This is a genomic window from Citrobacter sp. Cpo012 (assembly GCF_030333015.1).
Classification (GTDB): Bacteria; Pseudomonadota; Gammaproteobacteria; order Enterobacterales; family Enterobacteriaceae; genus Citrobacter; species Citrobacter portucalensis.
This window is the reverse complement of record NZ_JAOWGR010000040.1, coordinates 143,270-164,019: the sequence shown is the minus strand read 5'-3', so window position 1 is coordinate 164,019 and position 20,750 is coordinate 143,270. Positions and strand designations below refer to the sequence as shown.

The 20,750-nt window shown below is 52.7% G+C and carries 18 protein-coding genes; 13 read left to right on the top strand and 5 right to left on the bottom strand.

The window, feature by feature from the left end:
• Positions 1–15 precede the first annotated feature (15 nt).
• The gene (locus OGX90_RS15275; RefSeq protein ID WP_003829574.1) at positions 16–1,299 is read left to right on the top strand and encodes an MFS transporter; all 1,284 of its coding nucleotides are present in this window, start codon (positions 16–18) and stop codon (positions 1,297–1,299) included.
• An 82-nt stretch (positions 1,300–1,381) separates the two neighbouring features.
• Positions 1,382–2,374 (top strand): DNA-binding transcriptional regulator IdnR, encoded by a 993-nt coding sequence (gene idnR, locus OGX90_RS15270; RefSeq protein WP_032944294.1) that lies wholly within the window; start codon positions 1,382–1,384, stop codon positions 2,372–2,374.
• A gap of 45 nt (positions 2,375–2,419) precedes the next feature.
• On the opposite strand, the gene leuD is transcribed toward idnR, so the two are convergent.
• The 5 genes from leuD to leuL form a co-directional block, all read right to left on the bottom strand.
• Complete coding sequence (leuD, locus tag OGX90_RS15265; RefSeq protein ID WP_267456755.1) at positions 2,420–3,025, bottom strand: 3-isopropylmalate dehydratase small subunit; 606 nt, start codon at positions 3,023–3,025, stop codon at positions 2,420–2,422.
• Between the two features lie 10 nt (positions 3,026–3,035).
• Positions 3,036–4,436 carry a 3-isopropylmalate dehydratase large subunit gene (leuC, locus tag OGX90_RS15260; RefSeq protein ID WP_186413736.1) on the bottom strand — a complete coding sequence of 467 codons (1,401 nt, stop codon included), beginning with the start codon at positions 4,434–4,436 and terminating at the stop codon, positions 3,036–3,038.
• Positions 4,437–4,438: 2 nt separating this feature from the next.
• Positions 4,439–5,530, bottom strand: coding sequence for a 3-isopropylmalate dehydrogenase (gene leuB, locus OGX90_RS15255; RefSeq protein ID WP_003829570.1), 1,092 nt, complete (start codon positions 5,528–5,530; stop codon positions 4,439–4,441).
• Positions 5,530–7,101, bottom strand: a complete 1,572-nt coding sequence (gene leuA / locus OGX90_RS15250) for a 2-isopropylmalate synthase (protein WP_008786191.1) — start codon at positions 7,099–7,101, stop codon at positions 5,530–5,532. The genes leuB and leuA overlap by 1 nt, the downstream gene beginning before the upstream one ends.
• A 90-nt stretch (positions 7,102–7,191) precedes the next feature.
• Positions 7,192–7,278 carry a leu operon leader peptide gene (leuL, locus tag OGX90_RS15245; protein ID WP_048998978.1) on the bottom strand — a complete coding sequence of 29 codons (87 nt, stop codon included), beginning with the start codon at positions 7,276–7,278 and terminating at the stop codon, positions 7,192–7,194.
• A gap of 654 nt (positions 7,279–7,932) precedes the next feature.
• Between leuL and leuO the strand changes: the two genes are divergently transcribed.
• The 11 genes from leuO (at position 7,933) to mraY (ending at position 20,750) form a co-directional block, all read left to right on the top strand.
• Complete coding sequence (gene leuO / locus OGX90_RS15240) at positions 7,933–8,880, top strand: transcriptional regulator LeuO (protein ID WP_020996231.1); 948 nt, start codon at positions 7,933–7,935, stop codon at positions 8,878–8,880.
• A 318-nt stretch (positions 8,881–9,198) separates the two neighbouring features.
• On the top strand, positions 9,199–10,923 hold the full coding sequence (ilvI, locus tag OGX90_RS15235) for an acetolactate synthase 3 large subunit (RefSeq protein ID WP_020996230.1): 1,725 nt from the start codon (positions 9,199–9,201) through the stop codon (positions 10,921–10,923).
• Positions 10,924–10,925: 2 nt separating this feature from the next.
• A complete protein-coding gene (gene ilvN, locus OGX90_RS15230) occupies positions 10,926–11,417 on the top strand; it encodes an acetolactate synthase small subunit (protein WP_003829566.1) in 492 nt (163 codons plus the stop codon).
• 264 nt (positions 11,418–11,681) lie between these two features.
• Positions 11,682–12,686 (top strand): catabolite repressor/activator, encoded by a 1,005-nt coding sequence (gene cra, locus OGX90_RS15225; protein ID WP_003018794.1) that lies wholly within the window; start codon positions 11,682–11,684, stop codon positions 12,684–12,686.
• 613 nt (positions 12,687–13,299) lie between these two features.
• Positions 13,300–13,758, top strand: coding sequence for a division/cell wall cluster transcriptional repressor MraZ (mraZ, locus tag OGX90_RS15220; RefSeq protein ID WP_003018792.1), 459 nt, complete (start codon positions 13,300–13,302; stop codon positions 13,756–13,758).
• Between the two features lies 1 nt (position 13,759).
• Positions 13,760–14,701, top strand: coding sequence for a 16S rRNA (cytosine(1402)-N(4))-methyltransferase RsmH (gene rsmH, locus OGX90_RS15215; RefSeq protein ID WP_003018789.1), 942 nt, complete (start codon positions 13,760–13,762; stop codon positions 14,699–14,701).
• On the top strand, positions 14,698–15,063 hold the full coding sequence (gene ftsL, locus OGX90_RS15210) for a cell division protein FtsL (RefSeq protein WP_000625651.1): 366 nt from the start codon (positions 14,698–14,700) through the stop codon (positions 15,061–15,063). The genes rsmH and ftsL overlap by 4 nt, the downstream gene beginning before the upstream one ends.
• A gap of 15 nt (positions 15,064–15,078) precedes the next feature.
• A complete protein-coding gene (gene ftsI, locus OGX90_RS15205) occupies positions 15,079–16,845 on the top strand; it encodes a peptidoglycan glycosyltransferase FtsI (protein ID WP_003829538.1) in 1,767 nt (588 codons plus the stop codon).
• Positions 16,832–18,319 carry a UDP-N-acetylmuramoyl-L-alanyl-D-glutamate--2,6-diaminopimelate ligase gene (murE, locus tag OGX90_RS15200; protein ID WP_008786196.1) on the top strand — a complete coding sequence of 496 codons (1,488 nt, stop codon included), beginning with the start codon at positions 16,832–16,834 and terminating at the stop codon, positions 18,317–18,319. The genes ftsI and murE overlap by 14 nt, the downstream gene beginning before the upstream one ends.
• Positions 18,316–19,674, top strand: a complete 1,359-nt coding sequence (gene murF, locus OGX90_RS15195; RefSeq protein ID WP_032942363.1) for a UDP-N-acetylmuramoyl-tripeptide--D-alanyl-D-alanine ligase — start codon at positions 18,316–18,318, stop codon at positions 19,672–19,674. The genes murE and murF overlap by 4 nt, the downstream gene beginning before the upstream one ends.
• Entirely contained in the window at positions 19,668–20,750 is a 1,083-nt protein-coding gene (gene mraY / locus OGX90_RS15190) for a phospho-N-acetylmuramoyl-pentapeptide-transferase (RefSeq protein ID WP_003018774.1), read from the top strand. The genes murF and mraY overlap by 7 nt, the downstream gene beginning before the upstream one ends.

Below are 20,750 nucleotides of genomic sequence, written 5' to 3'. Positions count from 1 at the left end.
ATCCAAGGAGTGAGTATGAATATGCTCGCAAAACTGCCAGCGCGTCGCTGGTGGTATTTAATGCCGATTATTTTTATTACCTACAGCTTAGCTTATCTCGACCGCGCCAATTACGGCTTTGCCGCTGCCGCCGGTATTGAACATGACTTAGGGATTACTCAGGGAACAGCATCGTTAATTGGCGCGTTATTCTTCCTGGGCTATTTCTTTTTCCAGGTGCCGGGCGCGATGTACGCCGTAAAGCATAGCGTGCGCAAAATGATTTTTTACAGCCTGATCCTTTGGGGGCTTTGTGCCGCGGCGACCGGCTTTGTCAGCAATATCCCAACGCTGATGGCGATCCGCTTTATTCTCGGCATCGTCGAAGCGGCGGTGATGCCCGCGATGCTGATTTATATCAGCAACTGGTTTACCAAAACTGAACGCTCGCGCGCCAACACCTTTTTAATTCTCGGCAACCCGGTCACAGTGCTGTGGATGTCGATTGTCTCCGGCTACCTGATTGAAGCCTGGGGCTGGCGCGAAATGTTTATTATCGAAGGTATCCCGGCGGTGATCTGGGCGTTCTGCTGGGTGATTCTGGTACGCGACAAACCGGCGGATGCGGGCTGGTTGAGCGAGCAGGAGAAACAGGCATTACAGCAGGCGATGGATCGCGAGCAGCGCGACATCAAACCGATGCGTAACTACGGTGAAGCGATGCGTTCACGCAGCGTCATTATGCTTTGCGCGGTGCATGCGCTGTGGAGCATCGGGGTGTATGGCTTCATGATGTGGATGCCGTCAATCCTCAAAAATGCGGCGCAGATGGACATTGTGGCGGTGGGCTGGCTGGCAGCGGTGCCGTATCTGGCGGCGATCTGCCTGATGCTGACCGTCTCCTGGCTGTCCGATAAGTTCCAGAACCGTAAGCTGTTTATCTGGCCGCTGCTGTTGATTGCCGCCATCGCGTTCTTTGCCTCGTGGCTGTTGGGCAACCAGTCCTTCTGGCTCTCCTACGCGCTGCTGGTTGTGGCCGCCGCCTGTATGTATGCGCCTTACGGGCCGTTCTTTGCGCTGATCCCCGAACTGCTGCCGCGCAACGTCTCCGGCGTGTCGATGGGGATGATCAACAGTTTTGGCGCGTTAGGGGCATTCCTCGGCGCGTGGCTGGTGGGTTACCTCAACGGCGTGACCGGCGGGCCGGGCGTCTCCTACACCTTCATGGCGATTGCTCTGCTGGCGTCGGTGGTGCTGATGTACTGCGTTCGTGCGCAAAATGAAACCACGTCGCCGTCGGCTGAGATGGCTACGCGTTAAGGTTGAGCGAGGAGTGCAGTCGCTAACCGGCTGTGATAAGGTTCTCTGCGAGCATAATGGGCTGTTGGTCGTAGAGAACCTCATGAAAAACAATCGGATGACATTACAGGATATCGCTAATCTGGCCGGGCTGAATAAGATGACGGTCAGCCGTTATCTGCGTGACCCGAATCAGGTGTCGCAACGCAGCCGCGAATTGATTTCGAAAGTGATGGAAGAGAACAACTACATCCCCAACCGCGCCCCGGAAATTCTGCTCAACGCACGCAGCAAAACCATTGGTGTGCTGATCCCCTCGTTTCGTAATCAGATCTTTGCCGACGTGCTTGCAGGGATTGAATCAGTCACCTCGGCCTGCCAGTACCAGACGCTGATCGCCAACTACGAATATGATGCCGAGCGTGAAGAACGCGAGGTGCTGAACCTGCTCTCTTACAATATCGACGGCCTGATCCTCACGGGAAAGCTGCATACCGAGCGGATGATCCAGTACGTGCGCGCCAGCGGCGTACCGGTGGCGGAACTGATGGATATTAGCGGCCAGTATCTTGATATTCAGGTTGGGTTTGATAACGAAAAAGCCGCGTTTGAAATGACGCAGGCTTTTATCGACAGCGGTAAACGCAGCATTGCTTTCTTTGGCTCGATGGATGACCCCCGAGACCTTAGCCGTTTTCGCGGCACCGAGAAAGCGCTGGCGGCGCAGGGACTGGAAGCGTACCACCTGGCGCCAAAAACTATTTCGTCGGTGGCGCTGGGACGTAAGATGTTCCAGCAGGCGATGGCGGAAAAGCCGGATATTGACGCTATTTTCTGTACCAACGATGACCTGGCGGTTGGCGCGCTGCTGGAGTGTCAGGCACAACAGTACGATGTGCCGGGAAAAATGGCGATTGCCGGTTTCCACGGGCTGGAAATTGGCCGTGCGCGGCTGCAAAAAATCGCCAGCGTGATTACGCCACGCTTTGAGATTGGCAAAACGGCGGCGGATATTCTGATTAAGCGTTTGAACGGGAAAGATGCGCCGGGCAGCGTCAATCTTGGCTACCAAATCTATTACGGCGATACGCTGTAGGCGAAGAGAAGGGGCTGGCCACCGTGTGGTGACCAGCGGAAGAGATTACTGCATAAACGCTGGCTGCTTGTCTTCGTACTCGGTGATTGCCGCTTCATGTTGCAGCGTCAGCCCGATGCTGTCCAGACCGTTCAGCATGCAGTGGCGGCGGAAGTCGTCGATTTTAAAGCTATAGGACTTATCGCCTGCTTTCACCACCTGCGCTTCCAGATCCACTTCAAATTTAATGCCCGGATTGGCTTTCACCAGCGCGAACATTTCATCTACCTGCTCGTCGCTCAGGGTCACCGGCAACAGTTGGTTATTGAAACTGTTGCCGTAGAAGATGTCGGCGAAGCTTGGTGCGATCACCACTTTAAAGCCGTAATCGGTCAGTGCCCACGGCGCATGTTCGCGTGAAGAGCCGCAGCCAAAGTTTTCCCGTGCGAGCAGAATTGATGCCCCTTTATATTCCGGGAAGTTTAAAACGAACTCAGGATTCGGCTGTTGGCCCTTTTCGTCCAGGAAACGCCAGTCGTTAAACAGATGGGCGCCAAAACCGGTGCGCGTAACCTTCTGCAAAAACTGTTTAGGGATAATTGCGTCGGTATCAACGTTGGCGGCATCCAGTGGGACAACCAGGCCGGTATGCTGGGTAAATTTCTCTGCCATGGTAGTTTCCTTATTTGATGCTGCGAATGTCGGCAAAATGACCGGTTACGGCGGCAGCGGCGGCCATGGCCGGGCTGACTAAATGCGTGCGACCACCGCGGCCCTGACGACCTTCAAAATTACGGTTGCTGGTGGATGCGCAGCGTTCGCCTGGGTTCAGGCGGTCATTGTTCATCGCCAGGCACATGGAACAGCCCGGTAAACGCCATTCAAAACCGGCTTCGATAAAGATCTTATCCAGACCTTCTGCTTCCGCCTGCGCTTTCACCGGACCAGAGCCCGGCACCACCAGTGCCTGCACGCCCGGCGCAACTTTGCGCCCTTTGGCGATTTCTGCCGCGGCGCGTAAATCTTCAATACGCGAGTTGGTGCAGGAACCGATGAACACTTTATCGATAGCCACTTCCGTTAACGGAATACCCGGTTTCAGCCCCATATACGCCAGCGCTTTTTCAGCTGATGCACGCTCAACGGGATCGGTAAATGACGCCGGGTCGGGAATATTATCGTTCACCGAGATGACCTGACCTGGGTTTGTTCCCCAGGTGACCTGCGGAGCGATCTCTTCTGCCTGCAGGGTAACGACGGTATCAAACGTCGCGTTGTCGTCGGTTTTCAGGGTTTTCCAGTATGTAACCGCGTGGTCAAAATCCTCGCCCTTCGGTGCGTGTAAACGACCCTGAACATAGTTAAAGGTCGTTTCATCCGGTGCGACCAGACCCGCTTTGGCGCCCATTTCAATGGCCATGTTGCACAGGGTCATCCGGCCTTCCATGCTCAATGCACGGATGGCTTCGCCACAAAACTCAACGACGTGTCCGGTACCGCCTGCGCTACCGGTTTTACCGATAATCGCCAGCACGATATCTTTGGCGGTAATGCCAGGGGCTGCTTTACCGTTGACTTCAATCTTCATGGTTTTGGCGCGCCCCTGTTTCAGGGTCTGCGTCGCCAGAACGTGTTCAACTTCAGAGGTGCCAATGCCAAATGCCAGTGCGCCGAACGCGCCGTGTGTAGCGGTGTGGGAATCGCCGCAGACGATGGTCATACCCGGCAACGTCACGCCTTGTTCTGGCCCCATCACGTGAACGATACCCTGATACGGATGGTTCAGGTCGTACAGCTCGACGCCAAATTCGTTACAGTTCTTAATCAGCTCCTGCATCTGGATGCGCGCCATCTCACCCGACGCGTTAATGTCTTTGGTCTGGGTAGAGACGTTGTGATCCATGGTGGCAAAGGTTTTACCTGGCTGGCGCACCTGACGGCCATGCGCGCGCAGACCATCAAACGCCTGCGGAGAGGTCACTTCATGCACCAGATGCCTGTCGATGTACAACAGTGGGGTTTCGTTTTGCGCCTCAAAGACGACGTGCGCATCAAACAATTTTTCGTACAACGTTTTGGCCATGATTACACCCCTTCTGCGACGTAACGGGCAATGATGTCGCCCATTTCATCGGTACTGACTGCGGCAGCGCCACGGGCTAAGTCACCGGTGCGAATGCCTTCTTCTAATGCGCGGTTGATGGCGCTCTCAATTGCGGTTGCCGCATCATTGGCATCCAGGCTGTAGCGCAGCAGCAGCGCCAGCGACAGGATCTGGGCGATAGGGTTGGCAATGTTTTTCCCTGCGATGTCCGGAGCGGAGCCGCCAGCAGGCTCGTACAAACCGAAGCCCTGCTCATTCAGGCTGGCGGACGGTAACATGCCCATTGAACCGGTGATCATGGCGCACTCATCAGACAGAATGTCACCAAACAGGTTAGAGCACAGCAACACGTCGAACTGGGATGGATCTTTAATTAATTGCATAGTCGCGTTGTCGATGTACATATGCGCCAGCTCAACGTCCGGGTATTCATTAGCAATTTCATTGACAATTTCGCGCCACAGAATAGACGTTTGCAGTACGTTAGCTTTATCAATCGACGTAACTTTACGGCGACGTTTGCGAGCGGATTCAAACGCGATACGCGCAATACGTTCGATCTCGAAACGGTGATAAACCTCGGTATCAAAAGCTTTTTCATGTTGTCCGCTGCCTTCGCGGCCTTTTGGTTGACCGAAGTAAATCCCGCCAGTCAGTTCGCGTACGCACAGGATGTCGAAACCGTTCGCGGCAATATCTGCGCGCAGAGGGCAAAACGCTTCCAGCCCCTGGTAGAGCTTAGCCGGGCGCAGGTTGCTGAATAATTTGAAGTGCTTACGCAATGGCAGCAGTGCGCCACGCTCTGGCTGCTGGTTTGGCGGCAGGTTTTCCCATTTCGGGCCGCCAACGGAGCCAAACAGAATGGCGTCAGCTTGTTCACAGCCTTCAACCGTTGCAGGTGGCAGCGGCTGACCGTGGTTATCGATAGCGGCACCACCCACGTCGTAGTGGCTGGTGGTAATGCGCATATTAAAGCGGTTGCGGATTGCGTCCAGTACCTTCAGGGCTTGCGCCATTACTTCCGGGCCAATACCGTCACCCGGCAAAACAGCAATATGATAATTCTTCGACATCACACGGTTTCCTTGTTGTTCTCGTTGTTCTGAGCTTTGCGTTGCAATTCTTTTTCGACTTCTTCGGCGCGCCAGATGTTGTTCAGCACATGCACCATCGCTTTAGCAGAAGATTCGACGATATCTGTCGCCAGACCGACGCCGTGGAAACGACGACCGTTATAGTTGGCAACGATATCCACCTGACCCAGCGCATCTTTACCGTGCCCTTTGGCGGTCAGGCTGTATTTCACCAGTTCGATGTTGTACTCAGTTACACGGTTGATGGCCTGATAAATAGCATCGACCGGACCGTTACCGTTCGCCGCTTCGGCTTTGACTTCGTCACCGCAGGCCAGCTTGACGGAGGCGGTGGCGATGTCGTTTGAGCCGGACTGCACGCTGAAGTAATCCAGACGGAAATGCTCTGGTTCTTCCTGCTGTTTATTAATGAAGGCCAGCGCTTCCAGGTCGTAATCAAATACCTGACCTTTTTTATCCGCCAGTTTCAGGAATGCGTCATACAGGTTGTCCAGGCTGTATTCATTTTCTTTATATCCCATCTCATCCATACGGTGTTTCACCGCGGCGCGTCCGGAACGGGAGGTCAGGTTCAGCTGTACCTGGTTCAGACCAATGGATTCAGGCGTCATGATTTCGTAGTTTTCACGGTTTTTCAGTACGCCGTCCTGATGGATGCCGGAGGAGTGGGCAAAGGCGCCGCTACCGACAATGGCTTTGTTTGCCGGAATAGGCATGTTGCAGATTTGGCTAACTAACTGGCTGGTACGCCAGATCTCCTGGTGATTGATGCGGGTCTGTACATTCAGGATATCTTTACGCACTTTGATCGCCATGATCACTTCTTCCAGTGAGCAGTTACCGGCGCGTTCGCCGATACCGTTCATCGCGCCTTCCACCTGACGCGCTCCGGCGTGAACGGCTGCCAACGCGTTGCCGACGCCCAAACCTAAATCATCATGGGTGTGTACGGAGATGATGGCTTTATCGATATTTGGTACGCGTTCATACAGGCCAGAAATGATTGCCCCAAATTCGAAAGGCATGGTGTAACCGACGGTATCGGGGATGTTAATGGTTTTAGCACCCGCGTTAATGGCAGCTTCAACCACGCGAGCCAGATCGGCGATAGGGGTACGGCCTGCATCTTCGCAGGAGAACTCCACGTCATCGGTATAATTACGCGCACGCTTAACCATGTAGACCGCGCGCTCAATGACCTCATCCAGCGTACTGCGTAATTTCGTCGCGATGTGCATCGGCGAGGTGGCGATAAACGTATGAATACGGAAAGCTTCAGCGACTTTCAGCGATTCTGCTGCGACGTCGATATCTTTTTCTACGCAGCGTGCTAAGGCGCAAACGCGGCTGTTTTTAACCTGACGAGCAATGGTCTGAACTGACTCAAAGTCGCCCGGTGAAGAAACGGGGAAACCTACTTCCATCACGTCAACGCCCATACGCTCAAGGGCCAGCGCAATCTGCAGTTTTTCTTTCACACTCAGGCTTGCCTGTAACGCCTGTTCACCATCGCGTAAGGTGGTATCGAAAATAATGACTTGCTGGCTCATGGTTTAGGTCCTTGGTTTCTTAGGGCGCCTTGCTTCGAGCATAAAAAAACCCGCGCAACGGCGCGGGTTTTTGTCTTAACTGGAGCTGACTTAATGCTGAATGTCGTCCACCAGTCTACCGCGCAATGAAGATGCGTTTAGTAGTAGTAGACCGTTAAAACGAGCAATGTAAGTCATCAATTAAGCTCCAAGCGAATGCGATATGCTTTTAGTGGTACTGGATATGAAGACTGATGTCAACCCTCACCCCAGCAAATGCCTTACTTAAGGGGAGAAGTTTCTGCAAAACTTAAGCGAATTGTGCTGAATTTTTCGGAGTACATAAAATTAATCAGTTGATGGTTGTACATACTTTTCATGGTTTGACATATTTGAGCATAATTATTTGCATTTATTGTAACGGCGAACTGAAGAAAAGGTCGCTCTTGGGATTTCATATCTTTATGATTTATCTGTTTTTATAGTAATCGTGAATGGCTATGGACAGTGTAACACCACATAATTGATAAATTAATGTTAACTTTTAATGTATTAATAATATAAACATTTAATTAAAACTTAAATACGTATTCACGATACGTATGATTGTATATTCGCCATGCTTATGGTTATATTGTTTTTGAAATTTAAACATATGAATCACCGTGCAGTGACACCTGCCACACTGCGCTCGCATTGGTTTTTTGTTCATTTAGGTTTGTGCCTTTATGTTTTCCTAATTTTAATGTTTTTTCTTTTTCTCATCTTATATGTATGGTAAATCATATTAACGGAGATTATTTCTTCACTCCGTCTGGGAAAAGGGAGTTTAGAGTGACAGTGGAGTTAAATATGCCAGAAGTAAAAATAATAGATAAAACAAATATTATAGATATGGGGAAGCCACAGCTTCGCATGGTTGATCTTAATTTATTAACCGTCTTTGATGCGGTGATGCAAGAACAAAACATTACCCGTGCCGCGCATACTTTGGGGATGTCGCAACCCGCTGTCAGTAATGCGGTCGCGCGCCTGAAAGTGATGTTTAATGATGAGCTTTTTGTTCGTTATGGACGCGGTATCCAGCCGACAGCAAGAGCCTTCCAGCTATTTGGTTCTGTTCGCCAGGCATTGCAATTAGTGCAAAATGAACTGCCTGGATCGGGTTTTGAGCCAGCCAGCAGCGAGCGCGTATTCAATCTTTGCGTATGCAGCCCATTGGATAATATTCTGACGTCGTTGATTTATAATCGGGTTGAGCAAGTTGCACCAAACATTCATGTCGTATTTAAATCTTCACTCAATCAAAATACAGAGCATCAATTACGTTATCAGGAAACAGAATTCGTTATTAGCTATGAAGAATTCCGTCGTCCTGAATTTACCAGTATTCCGTTATTCAATGACGAAATGGTGTTAGTCGCAAGTAAAAAGCATCCGCGCATTAGTGGTCCGTTATTGGAAAGCGATGTCTATAATGAACAGCATGCGGTGGTATCACTTGATCGCTTCGCATCATTCAGCCAACCATGGTATGACACACCGGATAAACAATCTTGCGTAGCTTATCAGGGCATGGCATTAATTAGCGTTCTTAATATTGTGTCGCAAACGCATTTGGTCTCTATTGCGCCGCGTTGGTTAGCAGAAGAATTTGCCGATTCTTTAGAACTACAGATCTTACCTTTACCGTTAAAATTGAACAGCCGCACATGCTATCTTTCCTGGCATGAAGCCGCGGGCCGGGATAAAGGACATCAATGGATGGAAGAGCTGTTAGTCTCCGTTTGTAAGCAGTAGCACTTGGCAGAGTAAACCGGACAATACATCCTGTTTATTCTGCTTTTGTCTTTATAACTGAAATTTTATGCTGAACTCTATTTTTTACGTCTGTCCAAAAGTGTCAAAAAATAGAGTAATTGCTGTAAGTTCCCATTTTTAAGCGATTATTTATCATACTGATTGCTTATGCTGGTTTAATTCTCCGTTTATTCGCGTCTTTCCTCCTTTTTATTCTTATTTACTCCAGTGACACCCCTTCGGAGTCAATTGCCATGCGTCATCGTCAGCGGTTAATGTGTTGTTAAACCGTAATTCATTATAAGAGTGAGGCAAGCCATGGAGATGTTGTCTGGAGCCGAGATGGTCGTCCGATCGCTCATCGATCAGGGTGTGAAGCAGGTATTCGGTTATCCCGGGGGGGCCGTCCTCGATATTTATGATGCGCTGCATACGGTCGGCGGTATTGATCATGTGCTGGTCCGCCATGAACAAGCGGCGGTACATATGGCTGATGGCCTTGCGCGTGCCACGGGAGAAGTGGGGGTCGTATTAGTTACCTCCGGACCGGGGGCGACCAACGCGATTACCGGAATCGCAACGGCTTACATGGATTCCATTCCGCTGGTGATCCTCTCCGGACAGGTCGCAACGTCGCTGATTGGCTACGATGCCTTCCAGGAGTGCGACATGGTAGGTATATCCCGCCCGGTGGTAAAACACAGCTTCCTGGTCAAACAAACGGAAGATATCCCGCAGGTGCTGAAAAAAGCCTTCTGGCTGGCAGCAAGCGGTCGTCCTGGGCCGGTGGTGGTGGATTTGCCGAAGGATATTCTGAATCCGGCGAAGAAACTGCCTTATAGCTGGCCGGACTCGGTGAGTATGCGCTCGTATAATCCGACGACGACGGGGCACAAAGGACAGATCAAACGGGCGCTACAGACGCTGGTCGCGGCGAAGAAACCGGTTGTCTATGTGGGCGGTGGCGCGGTCAATGCTGCTTGCCATGAGCAGTTAGCTCAGATTGCTGAAGCGCTGAATCTGCCGGTTGTCTCCTCGCTAATGGGGTTGGGCGCGTTTCCTGCCACGCATCGTCAGGCGCTGGGCATGTTAGGGATGCACGGTACCTACGAAGCGAATATGACCATGCATCATTCCGATGTGATCTTTGCTGTCGGCGTTCGCTTTGACGATCGAACGACGAATAACCTGGCAAAATACTGTCCGAATGCGACCGTGCTGCATATCGACATCGATCCGACCTCTATTTCTAAAACCGTTACTGCGGATATTCCGATTGTGGGTGATGCCCGTCTGGTGCTGGATCAAATGCTCGAACTGCTGGAGCAAGAGAAATCACAGCAGCCACTGGATGATAACCGTGACTGGTGGCAACAGATTGAGCACTGGCGCGCCCGTCAGTGTCTGAAATACGACACGCAAAGCGAAAGCATTAAGCCGCAGGCGGTGATTGAAACCATCTGGCGTCTGACGAAAGGGGAAGCGTATGTGACCTCTGACGTTGGCCAGCATCAGATGTTTGCCGCACTTTATTATCCGTTCGATAAACCGCGTCGCTGGATTAACTCAGGCGGCCTCGGCACGATGGGATTCGGTTTACCTGCGGCGTTAGGGGTGAAAATGGCGTTGCCGGATGAAACGGTAGTGTGCGTCACCGGGGATGGCAGCATTCAGATGAACATCCAGGAGCTGTCGACGGCGCTGCAGTATGAACTGCCGGTGCTGGTGCTCAACCTTAACAACCGTTATCTCGGCATGGTCAAACAATGGCAGGACATGATCTACTCCGGGCGTCACTCCCAGTCTTACATGCAGTCGCTGCCCGATTTTGTGCGCCTTGCTGAGGCTTATGGGCATATCGGTATCCAGATTAATCATCCAGATGAACTGGAGAGCAAACTGGGCGAAGCGCTGGAACATGTGCGTAACCATCGCCTGGTGTTTGTCGACGTCACCGTCGACGGCAGTGAGCATGTCTACCCGATGCAGATTCGTGGGGGCGGGATGGATGAAATGTGGCTAAGCAAAACGGAGAGGACCTGATTATGCGCCGGATATTATCAGTATTACTGGAAAATGAGTCGGGTGCATTATCGCGGGTGATTGGCCTCTTCGCCCAGCGTGGATACAACATTGAAAGCCTGACCGTCGCGCCGACCGACGACCCGACCTTATCGCGGATGACGATTCAGACGGTAGGGGATGAGAAAGTCCTTGAGCAGATCGAAAAGCAGCTCCACAAACTGGTGGATGTTCTGCGCGTTAGCGAGCTGGGGCAGGGCGCTCACGTTGAACGAGAAATCATGCTGGTGAAAATCCAGGCCAGCGGTTATGGCCGGGAAGAGGTGAAACGCAACACGGAGATTTTCCGCGGGCAAATCATCGACGTGACGCCGTCTATCTACACCGTACAACTGGCGGGCACCAGCGATAAGCTGGATGCGTTTCTGGCAACCCTACGTGAAGTCGCCAAAATTGTGGAAGTTGCTCGTTCCGGTGTGGTGGGACTCTCCCGTGGCGATAAAATTATGCGCTAATTGTCAACCGTAGGCCTGGTAAGCAAAGCGCTATCAGGCCTCATTGTGGAGGTCATGCCGGATAGCGGCGTAAACGCCTTATCCTACCTGCTGGTAACGAACCCGCTTTCGCTGATGCTTCTGGTTGCACTTTTTTTTGCGAAATCAGCAGTAACCAGAGACAAAAGCGGTTGCCGCAGTCATTATTCTGCGCTTAGATGTTAAGAAACTTAACCCATGCCATCACAAAGGTTATGGTTTGTACATTTTACGCAAGGGGCAATTGTGAAACTGGATGAAATCGCTCGGTTGGCCGGCGTTTCGCGAACGACTGCAAGCTACGTTATTAATGGCAAAGCAAAGCAATATCGCGTAAGCGACAAAACGGTTGAAAAAGTCATGGCGGTGGTGCGTGAGCATAATTACCACCCGAATGCCGTGGCGGCCGGGCTGCGTGCTGGACGCACACGTTCTATCGGGCTGGTGATCCCGGATCTTGAGAACACAAGCTATACCCGGATCGCAAACTATCTGGAACGCCAGGCGCGTCAGCGAGGGTATCAGCTGTTGATTGCCTGCTCTGAAGATCAGCCGGATAACGAAATGCGCTGTATTGAGCATCTTTTACAGCGCCAGGTCGATGCCATTATTGTGTCGACTTCATTGCCGCCTGAGCATCCGTTCTACCAACGCTGGGCAAACAGTTCATTCCCGATTGTGGCGCTGGACCGTGCACTGGACCGCGAACATTTTACCAGCGTTGTGGGTGCGGATCAGGATGATGCCGAAATGCTGGCAGAGGAGTTACGCAAATTCCCTGCTGAAACCGTCCTCTATCTGGGCGCGCTTCCTGAATTATCCGTCAGTTTCCTGCGCGAGCAGGGTTTTCGTACCGCGTGGAAGGACGATCCGCGTGAAGTCCATTTCCTGTACGCCAACAGCTATGAGCGGGAAGCGGCTGCGCAGCTGTTTGATAAATGGCTGGAAACGCACCCAATGCCTCAGGCGTTGTTTACCACGTCGTTTGCCCTGTTGCAGGGCGTGATGGATGTGACCCTGCGTCGTGACGGGCAGCTGCCGTCTGATTTAGCGATTGCGACTTTTGGCGATCACGAACTGCTCGACTTCCTGCAGTGCCCGGTACTGGCAGTGGCACAGCGCCATCGCGATGTCGCAGAACGCGTGCTGGAGATTGTACTGGCAAGTCTGGACGAACCGCGTAAACCAAAACCAGGTTTAACGCGTATACGGCGTAATCTCTACCGTCGCGGTATTCTCAGCCGTAACTAAGTTTCCTCAATTGATGACGTCGGCGGGATAAGCCTCTGACGTCTTCAATTTTTCTATTCTCAGAAATAACCGCATTATATTTAAGAATATTCTTTAGAATTATCTGAAATTCATTCTTGAAATACCCCGAATTAAAAATGCAACTATCCATTTTTGGGTTATTGATACGTAACGACGCGTTACGCTTGTATTATTTTGTTACATGCATGTATGGATTTGCCGAATTAACAAACACTTTGCTCCCGTATTGCGGCCATCTTGTGCTTTCCTCGGCTCTGCGCGGCGTACAGACCGATTAACTGGTACTGTTAACTCGCTGCATATTGTCCTAAAATGCCGCTCGCGTCGCAAACTGACACTTTATATTTTCTTTGGATGATATTCAGTTGTTTTAAACAATGATGAGTTGTTGGATTTTTTTCTTACAAATATTCATGACGTTAATTTGCTTCGTTTGCTGTACGGAATTTGTTCAACGCTGATATTAGCCGTAAACAATGGGTTTTTTGCTCCGCTAAGCGCCGCGACTTGCTTGACAAGGTTTTCCTCCGCTCCGTAAACTCCTTTAAGTGGGAATTTGTGGGATAAAGTGGTAATTGGGGGTGAGACTGGCATGTTCCGGGGAGCAACGTTAGTTAATCTCGACAGTAAAGGGCGCTTATCCGTGCCTACCCGTTATCGGGATCAACTGCTTGAGAGCGCTACCGGTCAAATGGTTTGCACCATTGACATCCATCACCCGTGCCTGCTGCTGTACCCCCTGCCTGAATGGGAAATAATCGAGCAGAAGCTATCGCGTCTGTCGAGCATGAATCCAGTTGAGCGCCGCGTACAGCGCTTATTGTTGGGTCATGCCAGCGAATGTCAGATGGATAACGCTGGTCGATTACTGATAGCACCCATTCTGCGGCAACACGCAGGGCTAACGAAAGAAGTGATGCTGGTTGGGCAGTTCAATAAGTTTGAGCTGTGGGATGAAACGACCTGGTATCAACAGGTCAAGGAAGATATCGACGCTGAGCAGTCTGTTACTGGCGCGTTGTCGGAACGATTGCAGGATTTGTCTCTATAAAATGACGGAAAATTATAAACATACAACGGTGTTGCTGGATGAAGCCGTAAACGGCCTGAATATTCGTCCAGACGGCATCTACATTGACGGGACATTTGGTCGCGGTGGTCACTCACGTCTGATCCTCTCCCAGCTTGGCGAAGAGGGACGTTTACTGGCAATCGATCGCGATCCGCAGGCTATTGCTGTTGCAAAAACGATTACCGATCCCCGTTTCTCCATCGTACATGGACCTTTCTCTGCGCTGGCTGACTATGTCGCCGAGCGTGGACTGACCGGTAAGATCGACGGGATTCTTCTCGATCTCGGCGTTTCTTCACCGCAGCTCGATGATGCAGAGCGCGGTTTCTCGTTTATGCGTGACGGTCCGTTAGATATGCGTATGGACCCAACACGCGGTCAGTCAGCGGCCGAATGGCTGCAAACCGCCGATGAAGCAGACATTGCCTGGGTGATTAAAACCTTTGGCGAAGAGCGCTTCGGCAAACGCATTGCGCGCGCCATCGTGGAGCGCAACCGCATCGAACCGATGACCCGCACCAAAGAGCTGGCGGAAGTTATTGCAGCGGCAATGCCGGTGAAGGACAAATTCAAACATCCCGCGACCCGTACCTTCCAGGCGGTGCGCATTTGGGTGAACAGTGAACTGGAGGAGATAGAGCAGGCGCTAAAAAGCTCGCTCAGCGTGCTGGCTCCAGGTGGTCGCCTTTCGATCATCAGTTTCCATTCGCTTGAAGACCGCATTGTGAAACGCTTTATGCGTGAACAAAGCCGTGGTCCTCAGGTACCGGCTGGAATACCGATGACCGAAGCGCAGATCAAAAAGCTGGGCGGCCGTGAGTTAAGAGCACTAGGCAAGATGATGCCGGGTGAAGAAGAGGTAGCTGAGAATCCTCGTGCCCGTAGTTCAGTTCTGCGTATTGCAGAGAGGACGAACGCATGATCAGCAGAGTGACAGAAGCCCTCAGCAAAGTTAAAGGATCGATAGGAAGCAACGAGCGCCATGCCTTGCCTGGCGTGATCGGTGACGATCTTTTGCGGTTTGGGAAGCTGCCACTCTGCCTGTTCATTTGCATTATTTTGACGGCGGTTACCGTCGTGACAACAGCACACCATACGCGGTTACTGACTGCGCAGCGTGAGCAGCTGGTTCTGGAGCGAGATGCGCTGGATATCGAATGGCGCAACTTGATCCTTGAGGAGAACGCGCTCGGCGACCATAGCCGTGTTGAACGGATCGCAACGGAAAAGCTGCAAATGCAGCATGTCGATCCCTCACAAGAAAATATCGTAGTACAAAAATAAGGATAAACGCGACGCATGAAAGCAGCGGCAAAAACGCACAAACCAAAACGCCAGGAAGAACAAGCCAACTTTATCAGTTGGCGTTTTGCGTTACTGTGCGGCTGTATTTTGCTGGCACTGGGTTTTCTGCTGGGGCGCGTTGCCTGGCTGCAAATCATCGCGCCGGACATGCTGGTGCGTCAGGGTGATATGCGCTCTCTACGCGTCCAGGAAGTGTCTACATCACGCGGAATGATTACCGACCGCTCTGGTCGCCCGCTGGCGGTGAGCGTTCCGGTTAAAGCGATATGGGCCGACCCGAAAGAAGTACATGATGCAGGCGGCGTGAGCGTTGGCGAACGCTGGAGAGCGCTGTCAACCGCGCTGAATCTCCCGCTCGATCAACTGGCTTCCCGCATTAACGCCAACCCGAAAGGGCGCTTCATCTATCTGGCGCGTCAGGTAAACCCTGACATGGCCGACTACATCAAGAAACTGAAGCTGCCAGGTATCCACCTACGCGAAGAATCCCGCCGTTACTATCCTTCCGGAGAAGTGACTGCTCACCTCATCGGCTTTACTAACGTCGACAGCCAGGGGATTGAAGGCGTAGAGAAGAGCTTCGACAAGTGGCTCACCGGACAACCGGGCGAACGTATTGTACGTAAAGACCGTTATGGCCGCGTCATTGAAGATATCTCCTCTACCGACAGCCAGGCGGCGCATAACCTCGCGTTGAGCATTGATGAGCGTTTACAGGCACTGGTCTACCGTGAACTGAATAACGCCGTGGCGTTCAACAAGGCGGAGTCAGGCAGTGCGGTACTGGTGGATGTAAACACCGGTGAAGTGCTGGCCATGGCCAACAGTCCGTCCTACAACCCGAACAATCTCACCGGTACGCCAAAAGACGCGATGCGTAACCGTACCATCACCGACGTGTTTGAACCGGGTTCTACCGTTAAACCGATGGTGGTGATGACCGCGCTGCAGCGTGGCGTGGTACGCGAAAATACCGTCCTTAACACTATCCCTTACCGAATTAATGGTCACGAAATCAAAGACGTGGCGCGTTATAGCGAATTAACCCTCACCGGGGTTTTGCAGAAGTCGAGTAACGTCGGTGTTTCCAAGCTGGCGTTAGCGATGCCGTCCTCAGCGTTAGTAGATACTTACTCACGTTTTGGGCTGGGAAAAGCGACCAATTTGGGGTTGGTCGGAGAACGCAGTGGCTTATATCCTCAAAAACAACGGTGGTCTGACATAGAGAGGGCCACCTTCTCTTTCGGCTACGGGCTAATGGTAACGCCGTTACAGTTAGCGCGAGTCTATGCAACGATCGGCAGCTACGGCGTTTATCGTCCACTGTCGATTACCAAAGTAGACCCTCCTGTTCCGGGTGAGCGTATCTTCCCGGAAGATACCGTGCGTACCGTCGTGCATATGATGGAAAGCGTGGCGCTGCCGGGCGGCGGCGGCGTGAAGGCGGCGATTAAAGGCTATCGCATCGCTATTAAAACCGGTACAGCGAAAAAAGTAGGGCCGGATGGCCGCTACATCAACAAATACATTGCTTATACCGCAGGCGTTGCGCCTGCGAGTCAGCCGCGCTTCGCGCTGGTTGTTGTTATCAACGATCCGCAGGCGGGTAAATACTACGGTGGCGCCGTTTCCGCGCCGGTCTTTGGTGCCATCATGGGCGGCGTACTGCGCACCATGAACATCGAGCCGGATGCGCTGACAACGGGCGATAAAAATGAATTTGTGAATAATCAAGGCGAGGCAACAGGTGGCAGATCGTAATTTGCGCGACCTTCTTGCTCCATGGGTGCCGGGTGCACCGGAGCGAGCACTGCGGGAGATGACGCTTGACAGCCGTGTGGCTGCATCAGGCGATCTCTTTGTCGCAGTATTGGGTCATCAGGCGGACGGGCGTCGGTATATCCCGCAGGCGATAGCGCAAGGTGTGGCTGCCATTATTGCAGAAGCAAAAGATGAAGCTACTGATGGTGAAATCCGTGAAATGCATGGCGTTCCGGTCATCTATCTCAGTCAGCTTAACGAACGTTTATCTGCACTGGCGGGCCGTTTTTACCACGAGCCTTCTGAGAAAATGCGTCTGGTCGGCGTAACCGGGACTAACGGTAAAACCACCACCACCCAATTGCTGGCCCAGTGGAGCCAACTGCTTGGCGAAACCAGCGCGGTAATGGGAACAGTAGGTAATGGCCTGCTGGGCAAAGTGATCCCGACGGAAAATACCACCGGTTCAGCCGTTGATGTCCAGCATGTGCTGGCGGGGCTGGCTGCGCAGGGCGCAACGGTTGGCGCGATGGAAGTCTCTTCACACGGCCTGGTTCAGCATCGCGTGGCGGCGCTGAAGTTTGCCGCATCAGTATTTACTAACTTAAGCCGTGACCATCTCGACTACCACGGCGACATGGAACATTACGAAGCCGCGAAATGGCTGCTGTATTCCACGCACCATTGCGGCCAGGCCATCGTCAATGCGGATGATGAGGTCGGCCGTCGCTGGCTGGCGAAACTCCCGGATGCGGTTGCCGTTTCGATGGAAGACCACATCAACCCGAACTGTCATGGTCGTTGGTTAAAAGCGGTTGACGTGAAGTATCACGACAGCGGGGCAACGATTCGTTTTACCTCCTCATGGGGCGACGGCGAAATTGAAAGCCGCCTGATGGGGGCGTTTAACGTCAGCAATCTTTTGCTGGCGCTGGCAACGCTGTTGGCACTGGGCTATCCGTTAGCTGATTTACTGAAAACGGCGACACAATTGCAGCCGGTTTGCGGGCGTATGGAAGTGTTCAGCGCGCCGGGTAAAACCACCGTGGTGGTTGATTACGCCCATACGCCAGATGCGCTGGAAAAAGCACTGCAGGCGGCACGTCTGCACTGTACTGGCAAACTGTGGTGCGTCTTTGGCTGCGGCGGCGATCGCGATAAAGGCAAACGTCCGTTGATGGGCGCAATCGCTGAGCAGTTTGCAGATGTTGTCGTGGTGACTGATGACAACCCGCGTACCGAAGAGCCGCGCGCCATTATTAACGACATTCTGGCGGGTATGCTGGATGCCGGACAGGCGAAGGTGATGGAAGGGCGCGCAGAAGCCGTGACAAACGCCATTATGCAGGCGAAAGAAAACGACGTGGTGCTGGTGGCCGGGAAAGGTCACGAAGATTACCAGATCGTCGGCTCGCAGCGTCTCGACTATTCTGACCGCGTGACCGCAGCGCGTCTGCTGGGGGTTATCGCATGATTAGCGTAACGCTCAGCCAACTGGCGGAGATCCTCCGTGGCGAACTGAAAGGGGCCGATCTGACCCTTGATGCCGTAACAACCGATACGCGTAAAGTGACGCCGGGCTGCCTGTTTGTGGCGCTGAAAGGCGAACGCTTTGATGCCCATGATTTTGCAGACAAAGCGCAAGAGAGCGGGGCGGGTGCGCTGCTGGTCAGCCGCCCGTTGGACACCAACCTGCCGCAGCTGATTGTTAAAGATACGCGTTTGGCGTTTGGTGAACTGGCGGCGTGGGTTCGCGCTCAGGTTCCGGCGCGCGTTGTCGCGCTGACCGGCTCATCCGGTAAAACGTCCGTCAAAGAGATGACGGCTGCCATTCTGAGCCAGTGTGGTAACACCCTATATACAGCGGGCAATCTGAATAACGACATCGGCGTACCGATGACGCTGCTGCGCTTAAATAACGATTACGACTATGCCGTGATTGAGCTCGGCGCCAACCATCAGGGCGAAATCGCCTGGACCGTCGGCCTGACGCGTCCGGAAGCGGCGCTGGTGAACAATCTGGCCGCCGCGCACCTGGAAGGTTTCGGATCTCTGGCGGGCGTTGCGAAGGCAAAAGGTGAGATTTTTACCGGCCTGTCTGAGAATGGTATCGCCATTATGAATGCCGACAACAACGACTGGTTGAACTGGCAAAGCATCATCGGCGAACGCAAAGTCTGGCGCTTCTCCCCGAATGCGGCCAACAGCGACTTTTCTGCTACCAACGTTCATGTGACCTCGCATGGCACAGAATTTTCTCTGCAAACGCCGACCGGAAGCATTGATGTCCTGCTGCCGTTGCCGGGTCGCCACAATATCGCTAACGCCCTTGCGGCGGCGGCGCTTTCTATGGCGGTAGGCGCGACGCACGAGGCGATCAAAGCGGGTTTGAAGGATCTGCAAGCGGTACCGGGACGTCTGTTCCCGATTCAACTCGCAGAAAATCAGCTGCTGCTGGACGACTCCTATAACGCGAACGTCGGTTCGATGACCGCAGCGGTGCAGGTGCTGTCTGAAATGCCGGGCTATCGCGTACTGGTCGTTGGCGATATGGCAGAGCTTGGCGCAGAAAGTGAAGCATGCCATGTACAGGTTGGTGTTGCTGCGAAAGCAGCAGGTATCGACCGCGTACTGAGTACAGGAAAATTGAGTCAGGCAATTAGCGACGCCAGCGGCGTTGGCGAACATTTTGCGGATAAAAGCGCGCTGGCCGCGCATCTTAAAGCATTGATTGCAGAACATCAGGTCATGACGATTTTAGTGAAGGGTTCACGTAGTGCCGCCATGGAAGAGGTAGTACGCGCATTACAGGAGAATGGGACATGTTAGTTTGGCTGGCCGAACATTTGGTCAAATATTATTCCGGCTTTAACGTCTTTTCCTATCTGACGTTTCGCGCCATCGTCAGCCTGCTGACCGCGCTGTTCATCTCTTTGTGGATGGGCCCGCGCATGATTGCCCGCTTGCAAAAAATGTCCTTTGGACAGGTCGTACGTAACGACGGCCCGGAATCGCACTTCAGTAAACGCGGTACGCCAACCATGGGCGGGATCATGATCCTCACCGCGATTGTTATCTCCGTTCTGTTGTGGGCATATCCGTCGAACCCGTACGTATGGTGCGTGCTGGTGGTATTGATTGGCTACGGCATTATCGGTTTTGTCGATGACTACCGCAAAGTGGTGCGCAAAGATACCAAGGGGCTGATTGCCCGCTGGAAGTACTTCTGGATGTCGGTGATTGCGCTGGGTGTAGCCTTTGCGCTGTACCTCGCCGGTAAAGATACCCCGGCTACCGAGCTGGTGGTGCCGTTCTTTAAAGATGTCATGCCGCAATTGGGGCTGTTCTACGTGCTGCTGGCGTACTTCGTGATTGTGGGCACTGGCAACGCGGTAAACCTCACCGATGGCCTGGATGGTCTGGCGATTATGCCGACCGTGTTCGTGGCCGCAGGTTTTGCGCTGGTGGCATGGGCTACAGGTAACATGAACTTTGCCAACTACCTGCACATTCCCTATTTACGCCATGCCGGCGAACTGGTGATCGTCTGTACGGCGATTGTCGGTGCGGGGTTAGGCTTCCTGTGGTTTAACACCTATCCGGCGCAGGTCTTTATGGGCGACGTCGGTTCTCTGGCGCTGGGCGGCGCGCTGGGCATTATTGCCGTGCTGCTGCGTCAGGAATTCCTGCTGGTAATTATGGGCGGCGTATTTGTTGTGGAAACGCTGTCGGTCATTCTGCAGGTTGGCTCCTTTAAGCTGCGCGGACAGCGCATCTTCCGTATGGCGCCGATTCACCATCACTATGAACTGAAAGGCTGGCCGGAACCGCGCGTAATTGTGCGCTTCTGGATTATTTCGCTGATGCTGGTCCTGATTGGCCTGGCAACGCTGAAGGTACGTTAA

Coding starts and splice junctions, on each gene's coding strand:
- OGX90_RS15275 (WP_003829574.1), top strand. CDS start 16: ATGAATATGCTCGCAAAACTGCCAGCGCGTCGCTGGTGGTATTTAATG.
- idnR (WP_032944294.1), top strand. CDS start 1,382: ATGAAAAACAATCGGATGACATTACAGGATATCGCTAATCTGGCCGGG.
- leuD (WP_267456755.1), bottom strand. CDS start 3,025: ATGGCAGAGAAATTTACCCAGCATACCGGCCTGGTTGTCCCACTGGAT.
- leuC (WP_186413736.1), bottom strand. CDS start 4,436: ATGGCCAAAACGTTGTACGAAAAATTGTTTGATGCGCACGTCGTCTTT.
- leuB (WP_003829570.1), bottom strand. CDS start 5,530: ATGTCGAAGAATTATCATATTGCTGTTTTGCCGGGTGACGGTATTGGC.
- leuA (WP_008786191.1), bottom strand. CDS start 7,101: ATGAGCCAGCAAGTCATTATTTTCGATACCACCTTACGCGATGGTGAA.
- leuL (WP_048998978.1), bottom strand. CDS start 7,278: ATGACTTACATTGCTCGTTTTAACGGTCTACTACTACTAAACGCATCT.
- leuO (WP_020996231.1), top strand. CDS start 7,933: ATGCCAGAAGTAAAAATAATAGATAAAACAAATATTATAGATATGGGG.
- ilvI (WP_020996230.1), top strand. CDS start 9,199: ATGGAGATGTTGTCTGGAGCCGAGATGGTCGTCCGATCGCTCATCGAT.
- ilvN (WP_003829566.1), top strand. CDS start 10,926: ATGCGCCGGATATTATCAGTATTACTGGAAAATGAGTCGGGTGCATTA.
- mraZ (WP_003018792.1), top strand. CDS start 13,300: ATGTTCCGGGGAGCAACGTTAGTTAATCTCGACAGTAAAGGGCGCTTA.
- rsmH (WP_003018789.1), top strand. CDS start 13,760: ATGACGGAAAATTATAAACATACAACGGTGTTGCTGGATGAAGCCGTA.
- ftsL (WP_000625651.1), top strand. CDS start 14,698: ATGATCAGCAGAGTGACAGAAGCCCTCAGCAAAGTTAAAGGATCGATA.
- ftsI (WP_003829538.1), top strand. CDS start 15,079: ATGAAAGCAGCGGCAAAAACGCACAAACCAAAACGCCAGGAAGAACAA.
- murF (WP_032942363.1), top strand. CDS start 18,316: ATGATTAGCGTAACGCTCAGCCAACTGGCGGAGATCCTCCGTGGCGAA.
- mraY (WP_003018774.1), top strand. CDS start 19,668: ATGTTAGTTTGGCTGGCCGAACATTTGGTCAAATATTATTCCGGCTTT.